Annotated in this window: 15 protein-coding genes; 12 read left to right on the top strand and 3 right to left on the bottom strand. The window is 50.7% G+C overall.

Going from position 1 to position 12,287, the window contains the following annotated elements:
• Nucleotides 1-512 precede the first annotated feature (512 nt).
• A complete protein-coding gene (locus tag FE784_RS18655; protein ID WP_139603736.1) occupies nucleotides 513-1,202 on the bottom strand; it encodes a 4'-phosphopantetheinyl transferase family protein in 690 nt (229 codons plus the stop codon).
• Between the two features lie 162 nt (nucleotides 1,203-1,364).
• Here FE784_RS18655 and FE784_RS40985 point away from each other — a divergent pair, with 162 nt between their 5' ends.
• From FE784_RS40985 to FE784_RS18635, 5 genes are all read left to right on the top strand, one after another.
• On the top strand, nucleotides 1,365-1,517 hold the full coding sequence (locus tag FE784_RS40985; protein ID WP_176706353.1) for a hypothetical protein: 153 nt from the start codon (nucleotides 1,365-1,367) through the stop codon (nucleotides 1,515-1,517).
• On the top strand, nucleotides 1,504-1,824 hold the full coding sequence (locus tag FE784_RS18650; protein ID WP_139603735.1) for a hypothetical protein: 321 nt from the start codon (nucleotides 1,504-1,506) through the stop codon (nucleotides 1,822-1,824). The genes FE784_RS40985 and FE784_RS18650 overlap by 14 nt, the downstream gene beginning before the upstream one ends.
• A gap of 56 nt (nucleotides 1,825-1,880) precedes the next feature.
• Nucleotides 1,881-2,264: a VOC family protein gene (locus tag FE784_RS18645; RefSeq protein WP_139603734.1), complete on the top strand. Its 384-nt coding sequence runs from the start codon at nucleotides 1,881-1,883 to the stop codon at nucleotides 2,262-2,264.
• Nucleotides 2,265-2,532: 268 nt separating this feature from the next.
• A complete protein-coding gene (locus tag FE784_RS18640; protein WP_139603733.1) occupies nucleotides 2,533-3,054 on the top strand; it encodes a DinB family protein in 522 nt (173 codons plus the stop codon).
• 158 nt (nucleotides 3,055-3,212) lie between these two features.
• On the top strand, nucleotides 3,213-3,746 hold the full coding sequence (locus FE784_RS18635; RefSeq protein ID WP_139603732.1) for a DJ-1/PfpI family protein: 534 nt from the start codon (nucleotides 3,213-3,215) through the stop codon (nucleotides 3,744-3,746).
• 72 nt (nucleotides 3,747-3,818) lie between these two features.
• Here the strand turns inward: FE784_RS18635 and FE784_RS18630 are convergent, their stop codons facing one another.
• Together FE784_RS18630 and cyoE are read right to left on the bottom strand one after the other, a co-directional pair.
• Nucleotides 3,819-4,271: a hypothetical protein gene (locus FE784_RS18630; RefSeq protein ID WP_139603731.1), complete on the bottom strand. Its 453-nt coding sequence runs from the start codon at nucleotides 4,269-4,271 to the stop codon at nucleotides 3,819-3,821.
• Between the two features lie 268 nt (nucleotides 4,272-4,539).
• Entirely contained in the window at nucleotides 4,540-5,463 is a 924-nt protein-coding gene (cyoE, locus tag FE784_RS18625; protein ID WP_139603730.1) for a heme o synthase, read from the bottom strand.
• A 229-nt stretch (nucleotides 5,464-5,692) separates the two neighbouring features.
• Between cyoE and FE784_RS18620 the strand changes: the two genes are divergently transcribed.
• The 7 genes from FE784_RS18620 to FE784_RS18590 all read left to right on the top strand — a co-directional run bounded on the left by FE784_RS18620 (nucleotide 5,693) and on the right by FE784_RS18590 (nucleotide 12,284).
• On the top strand, nucleotides 5,693-6,367 hold the full coding sequence (locus tag FE784_RS18620) for a response regulator transcription factor (RefSeq protein ID WP_139603729.1): 675 nt from the start codon (nucleotides 5,693-5,695) through the stop codon (nucleotides 6,365-6,367).
• The gene (locus tag FE784_RS18615) at nucleotides 6,367-7,761 is read left to right on the top strand and encodes a HAMP domain-containing sensor histidine kinase (protein ID WP_139603728.1); all 1,395 of its coding nucleotides are present in this window, start codon (nucleotides 6,367-6,369) and stop codon (nucleotides 7,759-7,761) included. Before FE784_RS18620 ends, FE784_RS18615 begins: the two co-directional genes overlap by 1 nt.
• Nucleotides 7,762-7,832: 71 nt before the next feature.
• Complete coding sequence (locus FE784_RS18610) at nucleotides 7,833-8,744, top strand: ABC transporter ATP-binding protein (RefSeq protein ID WP_139603743.1); 912 nt, start codon at nucleotides 7,833-7,835, stop codon at nucleotides 8,742-8,744.
• On the top strand, nucleotides 8,744-9,457 hold the full coding sequence (locus tag FE784_RS18605) for an ABC transporter permease (protein WP_139603727.1): 714 nt from the start codon (nucleotides 8,744-8,746) through the stop codon (nucleotides 9,455-9,457). The genes FE784_RS18610 and FE784_RS18605 overlap by 1 nt, the downstream gene beginning before the upstream one ends.
• 1 nt (nucleotide 9,458) lies before the next feature.
• Nucleotides 9,459-10,205 carry an ABC transporter permease gene (locus tag FE784_RS18600; protein WP_139603726.1) on the top strand — a complete coding sequence of 249 codons (747 nt, stop codon included), beginning with the start codon at nucleotides 9,459-9,461 and terminating at the stop codon, nucleotides 10,203-10,205.
• A gap of 134 nt (nucleotides 10,206-10,339) precedes the next feature.
• Complete coding sequence (locus FE784_RS18595) at nucleotides 10,340-11,095, top strand: alpha/beta fold hydrolase (RefSeq protein ID WP_176706352.1); 756 nt, start codon at nucleotides 10,340-10,342, stop codon at nucleotides 11,093-11,095.
• Nucleotides 11,096-11,117: 22 nt separating this feature from the next.
• Nucleotides 11,118-12,284 carry a purple acid phosphatase family protein gene (locus FE784_RS18590; protein WP_139603725.1) on the top strand — a complete coding sequence of 389 codons (1,167 nt, stop codon included), beginning with the start codon at nucleotides 11,118-11,120 and terminating at the stop codon, nucleotides 12,282-12,284.
• Nucleotides 12,285-12,287: the final 3 nt, after the last annotated feature.

Raw genomic sequence — 12,287 nt, 5'->3', positions numbered from 1 at the left:
GTCGATTCTTAACACTGTCTACTTAAAGGGGATAATATCAGGCTGCCGGTCCGTTTTTTTCGACCGTATACTCCGCATACCGAAGCCGGAGGCGGTTTGGTAGTCGTGACAACACGTTGCCTGTATATAGCGGCGCTGGGTTCCGTTATCGTCCCGATTTTCGTTGCACTCCTGAATATAACGGCACAGGCTTCCGCTATTTCGATCCTTGGGGTGAAAATGGATATTGAACAGCGGAATAGAGGAATGGTTTTCCGTTATTTTGCAATAAACACGAATGCTCGGGTCAATAGCATACCCAAGTTCCGCTATTCGTTGCATTCGTGGTCCCGCAAGGTGCCGGCAATGGCAGTCGGCCTTCGCCGATCATGCGCTGCACTCCTGTAAGCGAATTGTGTTGTCGTAGTTTTATTCGAGAGACAACCGGATTATTTGTGAAGGGCAGAACATGAGATTATCGACGGTATAACAAGACTGGACACGGTCGAAAGAGAGGCCTGATAAATGTATTCCTAATTATTCAAATTATCGTACAATGCATCCAAAGAGGTCATGCGCACTGCACCCGGAAGCGGTCCATGGCTGGAGCAAGCGGACAAAATATGCGTCGAGTCAAGAAAGAAGCACGTAAAATGGAACGATTCGGCTTCCGGAGAAAACCATCCGAATCGGTCCGAATAAATCATGGAAAAGGCATCGAGAGGCATGGACAAGCCTTTGCCCGACGCCTTGACGAAGCATTCCTTCAACGTCCATAGACGATAAAAATATTCGAGACGCCCGCGCCCGGTTCTCGAATGGAGCTCCGCGTTTTCCCGAGGCGTGAAGCAATGTTCGGCAATGCCGAGATCGATCGGAACGATTTGCTCCACGTCGATACCCAAGGCAGGTCCCCCTTTGTCCCAAAGCAGTACGACCCAATTGCCTGAGTGAGAGAGGTTGAAGGAGAATCCCGGATCATGCTCGAGAGAAGGTTTTCCATATGAATTATAGACGAAGCGAATTTGATCGTTGCTTGCGCCCGTCTGCTCGATGACGGTGGATCGAATCAGGACTTCGCCCAACAACGAACGGTAACGGTCCCCATCGTGCATGAATTTCGCAATCCGTCTTGTTTTCTCCGGCGATACTTTGGATAGGAAAAGGTCCATTTGATCCGAATGGATAAATTCCGGAACGCATACTGCGCTAATCGTAGACATCACTAATCACCTGAGTATCGTATTCTACATAAGGTTTACGACTCCTTCCGAGTAGAGTGCAGCAAGCGTTACAGATTAATATTTGGTTCTTGTAATGAATCAATATAGGCACTCAAGGAAATTCTGCTATCGAGATCCTTTTCATTTTGGGAAAGTGGACGTATGATTGAAGAAAATGGTGGAGAAGAAAAAAAAGAATTGCGAGAAATGATTGAGGAGATTAATGAACTCTTTGAGGATAGCAAAATAGATAAAGCAGGAATTATTGTAAATTATCAGCATATTATTGGAGGTGATAGGCTTGAAGCCATATAGAAAGCGCTTCAAGAAAGTAATGGTGAATGGTTTTCAATTTCATTGTGTAATTAATGAATATTTTAGAAATGAGTCTGTTTCTTTCCGAGTATATCCTTATAACACTAAAACGTCATATTTTGAAGTGTACTTCTCGTGGAAAGGATCTTGGTTCTTTAATCTTAACCTGCCAAGTACATGCTCAACTTTAATTAAGCATGCAATCGATAACGGCTGGGTTTACAACAGGGAAAAGAAACAAGTGAGTATCGAACAAGGGGATTTCTTGATAGAGTTGATAGAAATTGAAAACAATCAAGCAAAGTGAAAACAACACAATACAAACTAATAAATGAAAATACTAATTCCTAAGGAGAGATCGACTTGATCGAATATGTACGAATACATCATGTGAGTTTAGCAGTTCGGGATCTAGAACAAGCCAAAAAATTTTATTCAGAAGTACTCCATTTCCAAGAAATTCAACGACCGCCATTCAGATCCAAAGGAATCTGGTATGCTGTCGGAAATCATCAACTTCACTTACTTGAAAATCCAAATGGCGAAACCTTACGCAAAAGTGAGATAGATTCCGTAGATGGACATTTTGCAATCTGGGTTAAAAGCTATAAGAACACTGTTGAATGGCTGGGAAAAGTCGGTGTACCTTTTGAAGCGAGACCTCAAAGCGTGGCTGGATTTGCTCAAATATACATTCTTGATTTGGACAATAATATAATCGAATTTGATGCGGCATACGATTCCTAACATGCCAATAAAAAAAGGATCAAGCGGAAAGTTCAAAGTGGGGCAGCAAATGGAATATTTCTTTCCGTACCGTTTTTTGTTTATGGAAAAAATGGATATAGCTATACAATATGTGTCCATTCTCCGCATCGGATGATAGAATAGGGATTAGATTATTTTCAGGAGGCGTTTGATATGAAAACGAAAAGCGATATCGGGCAAACTCTTAGGGGCGTAGCGCATAATTGCCCATAAACTGCGCGATTCCCCATTAAAAGGGGAAAAACAGTTGAAGTCATATGTTATGCGGCAGTACGATTATCACGTGTGGGCCAATAAGAAAGTATGCGATTATTTGCAAGAGCTTCCGGAGGAAGTGTACCGCAAGGAGATCGTTAGCGTATTCCCTACGATTCATGACGTTTTGACGCACATTTACGTGATCGATTGCAATTGGCTGACCTTCTTGTCAAGAGGAGGGGTCGTCGAGATGTCGGCGCAATATATTGCGGATTTAAAGGCAGAGACGGATCGGCTGGTAGCCGAAACGAATGGAAAGAATGCGGGAGAGCTCGGTCGTATGATGGATGACTTGGCCGATCGGTTCCATATCTTTCTCGAGCAGCACGACAATTTGGAGCAGTTGTGCCCGTCCGGCGATTTTAAGGCAAGCTATATCGACTTTATCCAGCATCTCGTGAATCACGGCACGTATCACCGAGGCAATATTACGGCGATGCTTAGACAGCTAGGCTACCCCGGAACGCCTACGGATTTCGGCTACTACTTATATGTATTGAGCAAGCAATAAGAAAAAATAGGAGGGGGCTGCCGGCTCTCTCCTATTTTGTGTAGATAGCGTTAGGATGAAACGGTGTCCGGCGATCGTTTAACCGGCTTCTGATACGGGTAAAGAATAAATGAGGATGAGTATAAAGGTAAGAGACATAGACGAGAGGACGTGCCGACATGATCGAAACCGAGAGAAAGGTAGCTTTTCTGCTTGCCGACGGGTATGAGGATTCCGAAATGAAAAACCCGTTCGAGGCCATTACCAAGAACGGATTTACCGCCGAAATTATCGGCCTGGAAAGAGAAGTCGAGCTTCGCGGTAAAAAAGGCACAATCACGTATACGACGCATATGTCGATCGATGAGGCGAATGCGGACGATTATGAGGCGATCGTGATTCCGGGCGGACACTCCCCGGAAAAGCTGCTGGAATGCGAGGCGGTTCTGGAATTTCTACGTATAGCCAATGAGAAGGACATTACGATCTCCGCCATTTGCCATGGCCCGCTGCTGCTATCCAAAGCGGGATTGGCCCAGGGCCGAAACTTTACGTCTTACTCCGGCGTTGCGGAGGAAATCGCCAAGGAAGGCGGCGTCTATTCCGACGAAGCTGTAGTCGTGGACAAAAACTTCGTTACTTCGCGTGGACCGCAGGATGAACCTTACTTTATAGAAGAGACGATTCGAAGGTTGGGCGCTACGCCGAACTGAGTCCTTAACAATTCTGCATATGCCGATGCTTGTGCCGATTCAATTCGGTTCGAGCATCGGCCTTTTTTCGGTTTAATATCCTTTGCGACGCCTCCGAAAAAATCGAACGACGGCAAAAATAACGACGAGCCATAATGCGAGACTGACCAGTGAAAGCACGGGAAATCCGAGCGAAAATCCGGAAAACGGATTGAACAACGAGCCCAGAATCGTTCCGAGCGCCAGCCCGCCGAAAAGACCGCCAAAAAAACCTCCGAAGCCCGTTCGGGGCGCCGGCGTTGTTCGGGGCGTCGCCGGATTGCGGGCCGCATTATCCGGTCTGGTCGGCGTCGTGCGTGCCGGCGTTCCGATTCCCGGGTTGTATCCTTGTCTGGGCGAGCGGAAGCTGCCGCCGCGTTTGAAAGGCTCGAACGTTCCGGATTGTTCGGATTCCTCGTGTATATCGTATGGCTCACTGTGTACGGTTGCAGATGCATTTCCGAATAAGAGGGGGAGCAACAATAGCATCGCGAAAAATGTTCTCATTCCGATTCATTAACACCTCCACATGTAGAGTTCCCCGATCTGCAAAGAACATTCCGGCAAGTGCTTGGACTATTGCGCCAAAATGGAGTTTCATGGACTACTGTAGAAGTGAGTAGAGGAATTAGGGTGCAGACAGTAAAACGTGGCAATAGAACAAGAAAAGAACCTCCGTCACCGAAGGTTCTTTACAGGATTCATTAGTTGCTTGGTACACTGCTTTGGTTTCTCTCTGAGACATCGCGATGGCAATAATGAACCAATAACCGAATTAGAACCAAGTCCGAATCAGCGAATAGCCGATGATGACCGCAAACAGAACGGTAATATGGTTTAACGAATAAATAAACATGACAGTCGCCCATTTGTGTGGCGTCATTTTTTTATAACCCGCGATACTGAGGATTAGCCAGCCGGCGCTTAGCAATAACGCTACAACCGCAATGATAGGCGAAAACGACCAAAATAAGAAACTGGCGCATACAAGAGCCGCAATATAAACGTTCGTTTGCAAATAGGTTCTGCGGGTGCCTTTTACGACAGGCAGCATCGGGACGTTGGCCGCCTTGTACTCGTCGTGGCGGCGAATCGCGATCGCATAAAAATGCGGCATTTGCCACAACAGCATGAGGATAAACAGAGCCGCCGCACCGGGATGGAGCAAATCCGGCGATACGGCCGTCCAGCCGATCAGCGGAGGAACCGCACCGGAAAAGCTGCCAACCTCGGTATTGTAGATGGTTCTGCGTTTGGTCCACATCGTGTAAGGAACGACATACAGAAACAGACCGAGAAATCCGAACAGCGCCGCGAGAGGAGATGCGGTCAACAGACAGCCGAGACCAAGCAAGGCCATTATGACACCGATAGCGAGCGTCGTCTTCGGTTGTATTTGACCGGTAACGGTAGGACGATTTTTCGTCCGATCCATGATAGCGTCGATGTCCCGGTCGTACAGATTGTTGAAGGCGCCGGCTGCTCCTATGACAAGGGCGGACCCCAGCGCCGCCAACACGATCTCCCCTATCTTGTCGAAAAAGCGGATATCGTAAATATAGAGAGCCATACTGAGTCCCGCGAACATCGCGATCAGATTGGATTTGATGATGCCTGTTTTTATCGTCTCGAACAGGACTTTCGGCAGCTCCCGGGGAGGCGTTTTTAGAGCGCTCTTTTTTATGGCTGCAGTTCTCATCGGTTATCAATTCCCCTTAAACGTCATGATTTACATATAGGATATCATATTTGGCCGCACAAATTTGCTTCCATGTGATATCCTGCACAATTTTGTCATGAAAATATGAATTTTCGGTTACATGAACGTTGCGGACGGTTGCGATCCCGGACCAAGGTCAGGTACGGAGCGGAAATCGGCCATGGTATAATGGACATAAACGCTACTGTCGGAAGGATCTGCTTCAATCATGAAAATACCGGTTTTATACATCGAAGACGACGCCGAGATCGGCTCCTGGGTAACCCGGGATTTGACTGCCAGAGGGTATGAGGTAATGTGGCTGACGAATGGGGAGAAGGCGCTGCAGGAGGCGGGGGCATGCAGATTGGCGATTGTAGATGTGATGCTCCCCGGATTGGACGGCTTTACGGTCGGACAACGGATCAAGAAGCAATACCCGCAATTGCCTGTCCTTATGTTGTCTGCCCGGTCGTCGATCGACGACAAGCTGCAAGGCTTGCAATTTGCCGACGACTACTTGACCAAGCCGTTTCATCCGGATGAGTTGGCGGCGCGTATCGAAGTGCTGCTGAGGCGGACCGGCGAAGCTTTCGAAGAAACATTGTCGCTCAAACACCTGATCGTCCATATAAACGACAAAAAAATCGTGCATCGCGACACGGGGGACGAAATCGTTTTGACGGGGAAGCAATATCACATTTTTCAATATTTTCTGCGGCATCTCGGTCAAATTATGACGAAAGAACAAATTTTCGAGGGCGTATGGGGGGAGCCGTATATCGAAGGCGACAAAACATTGATGGTTCACATCCGTTATTTGCGCGAAAAGCTGGAGCGCGATCCGGCGGCTCCGGAAATCATCGAAACGATCCGCGGCATCGGATACCGGGTAAAGAACTGATGCGGCGCGGCTATAAGTTCAAACAATCTTTGTTGTCCCGCTACTTGCTGCTCCTGTTGACCGCGTTGCTGTTCATTCCTATCGCGATACCGGCCAGTATGACGGCATCGTGGTTAGTCAATCGTTTGCTGTCCGCACAGAAAGACCACGGGGAACCTCTTCGGTACGGCACCGGTCTGGATATCGAATGGGCGTGGCACGGGGAAGCAGAGCTGCTGGGCGGAGCGACGGACGAACAGCTCGACGCCAAACTTCATGAATTGAAAAATCGTTATCCGGATGCCTCGTTATTCCGGGTTGACGGAAGCGGGCGCACTCGTCTGCAACTGCCTGTTCAGGAGAATATGCCGACCATCTGGACTGCGGACTACGCGATCGCTTTCATGAAGGCCCGTACCATAGAGAAGTCCGAACCGTTTACCGTAGTGGCTTTCATCGGCGGGGACTCCTCTCTTCAATCAGGGTTTATGGTGCTGGAGCTTCCGCGAGCGTTTCTGGTGAGGAGCCGGCCGGAAGGAAGAAGCGATACGGCTTTCTTCGGATATATTCTGACGATTATGCTGATCGTGTTTATCTTCATGTCGTACGGATTTTTCCATCGTATCCGCCGCAGATTGCTAAGTCTCGAAGCGGCTATGACGTTGCCGGGACAATCCGGCATTCCCTTGCCGGTAAGCATCGGCAGGCCGGACGAGATCGGCCAGCTGAAAATGGCGTTCAACGCCATGATTGACGAGTTGACCCGCAGTAAACGGCGGGAGAAGGAGGAGGAGGAGCTGCGTCAACGATTGATCGGCAGCTTGTCCCACGATCTGCGCACTCCGTTGACCGTCATCGGAAGCCACCTGTACTCGCTGGAGCGGGAGCCGCTTTCCGGAGAAGGGCGCCGTTCCATACAACTGATGCAGATGAAAATCAGCGATTTGGATCGACTGCTGGACCATTTGTTATCCTACAATTTGCTCCTGAACGGAAAATATGCCTTGTACCCGCAACGTATGGACGTGCTGCGGCTAGTCCGGCAAAGCGCGGCGGCATGGTATCCGCTATGGGAAAGTGCCGGGTTGGAGGCGGAGTTGTCGCTTCCGGAAACTCCGATCGTGTGGGAGGTGGACGAGCAAGGATTTTACCGAGTGCTCGACAACCTCTTCCAAAATGTGGTACGGCATGCCGGCGGCGGCGGTTTTATCGGGATAAGCGTGGAGGAGCGATACGGCTTAGCCGCCCTGGTGATCGCCGATCGCGGAAACGGGATGGAGTCGACCGGCTCGACAAAGGGGGCCGGTCTCGGACTGTCCGTCGTCGATTTGCTCCTGAAGGAAATGAAGCTGCTCCGGGAAGCGGAAAGCTCCTCAGCGGGCACACGAGTATATATTGTCCCGATCCCGATTTAAACCAAATTTAAACTTCGCCGCGACGTTCCTTTAACCTGAGACGGTTATGATGGATGTCGAGGTGATAGATGATGACAGAACCGGTCATACAAACGAAAGGATTATCGAAAGTATACCGCGGACGCGCCGCCGTCGAGGCGTTGGATCTTCATATTGCAGAAGGGGACATTTACGGATTTCTCGGTCCGAACGGTGCGGGCAAGACGACGACCATCCGGATGCTGCTGGGCTTGATCAAGCCGACCAGAGGCTCGATCCGCATTTTGGGCAAAGAGCTGCGGAAAAACAAATTGCAGGTGCTTCGACAGGTCGGCTCGCTGGTCGAGTATCCGTCGTATTACGGACATTTGAGCGCGGTACAAAATCTGGAAGCGATCCGACGCATCCTGGACGTGCCCGCCATCCGGATTGCCGAAGTGCTGGATATCGTATCGTTGACCAAGGAGGCACGGAGACCGGTACGCGGGTTCTCGCTCGGCATGAAGCAGAGGCTCGGCATAGCCGCTGCCCTGCTCGGCTCTCCGAAGCTGCTCATTCTCGATGAACCGACGAACGGGCTCGATCCGGCCGGCATTCAGGAAATCCGCGAATTGATCAAGGATATGCCGAGGCAGCACGGAATGACCGTTCTCGTATCCAGTCACTTGCTCGGCGAAGTGGAGCAGATGGCCGGAACGGTCGGCATCATACGAGAAGGGAGAATGGTATATCAGGACACGATCCACAATTTGCGTTTGCAATCCGCGCAAGGGATAAGACTTTCGGTGTCCGAACCGGACAAGGCTCTCGGGATTGTTCAGTCTGTTGGCTGGGAATGCACGCTGCAGGAAGGAATGCTGCACTGCGCGGGGGTGTCCGACCGCGATGTCGCCCGTCTTGTCCGTCTGCTCGTGGAACTGGATCACGACATATACCGCGTCGAGGAACAACGGAAGTCGCTGGAGGACATATTCATGCGAATCGTCGGAAAGGGCGTGTCCTGATGTTCGCGCGGGCGCTGTCGGCCGATTTTCTCAAAATTCGCGGCAAAGGCATCTGGTTCCTCATTTTTCTGGGACCGGTCGGATTGATCGCGATGCAGTCTCTCAACTATGGGTTTCGATACGACTATATGATGAAACGGTACGCCGGCAACCCGTGGGGCGGCTTGATGGACAATGTCAGCGAATTCGTTCCGATCTCGCTTTACTTGGGCATGACGCTCGTCTGCTCCCTGATCGCCGGGGTAGAGCATCAGACGAGTGCGTGGAAGCAACTATTGGCGCTGCCGGTCACCAGAACGGCCGTATATTCCGCCAAATTGGCATTATCCACGCTGCTGCTGGCCGCTTCATGCCTGCTCTTATCGATAGGATCCGTCGTTTTGGGACTGATACTCGGCTTCGACTCCGTTCCTCCCATACTGGAGCTTCTGAGGATGAGCTTCGCTCCCTTCGTCGCGGCATTGCCCATGCTCGCATTGGCGCTGTGGCTGACCGTAACGTTAAAAAATCAAGGCGCGCCGGTGTCGATCGGCGTAGCCGCCGCGCTTATTTCGCCGTTCGTCTCGACATTGTCGGCCTGGCTTCCTCTGAATTGGCCCGCTCTTGCCTATAGGGGAACGGAATCGGCGCTTATGATGGCTGCCGGGGCATTGCTCGGCCTCGCGATAGCGGTCACCGGCTTGGTGCATTTCAATCGAAAGGATGTGGAGTAAGATGAGCCGCTTCCTTCATGTTGTCGCCGCCGAGCGGGTGAAAATAGGACGTCTGCCGATATGGCTACTTGTCGCCGTCAGTCCGCTGATGGCCGCTCTGATCGGAGTGTTCGTCAATCTCGATACGCCAGCAACGGCGGAAGGCTCGAAGTGGCCGATGCTGCTCGGCGCGATGACCATGCTGCACGCCGTCCTGCTGCTGCCGGTTCTGGCCGGTCTTTTGTCCGCATGGGTGTGCCGGTACGAGCATGCCGGCGGCGGATGGAAGCAATTGCTGGCTTTGCCCGTAACGCGAACGACCGTATACGCGGCTAAGCTTACGATGGTCGTCGGCTTGCTCGGCGTATGCCAATTGCTGCTGCTGCTGGCCGTATGGCTTGTCGGATCGTATTTGGGCATATCCGAGCCGTTTCCTTGGAAAATGATGCTGACAAGCATAACGGGCGGATGGCTCGCTTGTTTCCCGATCGCGGCTCTGCAGCTCGGCGCTTCGCTCGGCTGGTCCAGCTTCGGTCTCCCGCTTGCCTTGAACGTTTCGTTGACCGTACCGAACTTGCTCATATTGAACTCGGCCAAAATCGCTCCGTTCTACCCTTGGGCTCAGCCGTTTCTTGCGATGATGCCGGGAACGCAGCAAAGTACGGCCGCTTTACTGCTTCCCATAGAGAGCTTGATCCTTACGGTTTCCGGTAGTTTTATCGTTTTTTTGTGCGCGGGGCTGTTGTATTTTGTTAGGAAAGAGATATAAGCCGCCTGATGCAAAACCGCCTGTTAAGTGGCGGTTTTTTTTACGTTTTATAATGACATTCAGAGATAAAGAGAGTAAAATATACGAAGGGGAACAAGGGTTCCCTTTTCGCGGCAGCATGGAGGAGTGGTATTTTGCCGTACGTTCAGGTGAAGGATTTGGAAATGTTTTACGAGAAAATGGGCTTCGGAGACCCGGTCATATTTCTCCATAGCGGCTATTCGCGGGGGATTTTGGCCTTTGCAAGTCAAATGCTTGATTTTCAGAAGAAGTACACCTGCTATTTACCCGATTTCAGAGGACACGGGAGAACCAGATGCGACAGCCTGGAATGGAACAGTCCGCAAATTGCGGATGACATACTGGCCTATATGGATCAGATGAGCATAGCGAGAGCGCACTTGATCGGCTTTAGCTTGGGTGCCAATGTCGGCTTGTATATGGCCGTCGATCATCCCGACAGAGTCGCCACCCTCACTACGATAGGGACAAGCGGGTTTTGCGATCCTGCCGGCGTGGAGGAATTCGAACCGGAATGGATCATTCGGAACGGGCGACAAGACTTTATCGATCATATGACGGAAAGACACGAAGAAGCGCATCGGGGTAACTGGCAGGAGCATGTGCGGCAAAGCGCGATCGATTGGCGATTATACCCGCAGCTTTCGGAGGAACAGCTCGGCGGCATAGGTTGTCCGGCCTTGTTCATTTCCGGGGAGCACGACCCGTTCGCCGGCGAGGAGAGGTTGATCGCTTTGAGCTCGCTCGTAAAAGGATCGAAGTATCTCATCGTTCCCGGCGGCAGCCACAGGCCGCATATGGTAAGAGAAAATCCCGTCTATGTAAACGATGCGATTCTCGAATTTTTGGCGTCCAATCCAATCCGGTAATCCGAAGCGGGGGAAACGGAACATGCTTTCAATTGTCAAAGAGCCATATTTGCAATGGCCGACGCTTCATTCCATGACGATCATGTGGGAGACGTCGGAGCCGTCCGATTCGAGAGTGGAGATTTTGGCGGCGGAGAGAATACATAGCGGTTACCAGGGAAACTACAAGAAGCCGGAGCAATTGTTGTGTGAGGTGTACAGCGAGGATTACTGTACGATTCATCAATTGACCGTAACCGGTTTGGAGCCGGGAACGATTTATTTTTATAAAGTCGGCTCGAAGCATGGGCAAGGGGAAATCGAATCGGGCCCACATCCGATGAAAACGGCCGTCCGCAAAGGGGAACCGTTTTCCTTTGCCGTGACGAGCGAGACCGGGGGCTACAGCGGGTTCGATTCGTCGAATGGTCAAATCAATCGACGTATATTCAAGCAAATGCAAGCATTCCGCCCCGATCTAGCCTTGTTTGTAGGCGACCTCGTGAATGACGGGACAAATTACGACGATTGGGACACTTATTTTTTTAGCCCCGGCAAGCACTTATTGACAAATACGCCATTCTATAGCTGCTTGGGTAACCATGAGCGCAATGCTTCGTTGTACTATGACTTATTTGCATATGCTCCACCCAAAAATTATTATTCGTTCGATTACGGGGATGCCCATTTCATCTGTCTGGACAGCACGGACTTCATCAAACCCGAACATTATCCCCGCAGCTCGGGAGGGATGATGCCGGGAAACGAACAGTACGATTTCTTGATACGCGATTTGCAATCGTCCTTCGCCAAATGGAAAATCGTATTTTTCCATTACCCTCCATATGTTTCGGGGGGCTATCAGGTCGAGGATTTGCGCCAGCTTTGCCCGCTATTGGAGCAGTACGGAGTCGATTTGGTGTTTAACTCCCATACGATCGTCTACGAGCGAAGTCATCCGATTCGCGACGGCGTGGTCGATATGGATAACGGAATCGTGTATATCGTAGCAGGTGGAGCGGGTGCCATGCCGGAATGGCTCTTGCCCAGGAGAGAATGGCATACGTCGCAATCGTTGGCTGTTCCCCATTTTGTGCAGGTAGTCGTCACCTCGACCAGCTTGGAAGTGCGGGCTATCGATGATGAAGGCAGGTTGTTCGACATGATGCGGATAAAGAAAGATTTCTATGGCAAACGGACATTTCTTTGACCG

The organism is Paenibacillus hemerocallicola, from assembly GCF_006265175.1.
GTDB lineage: Bacteria > Bacillota > Bacilli > Paenibacillales > NBRC-103111 > Paenibacillus_AB > Paenibacillus_AB hemerocallicola.
This window is presented reverse-complemented; position numbering and strand designations above follow the sequence as displayed.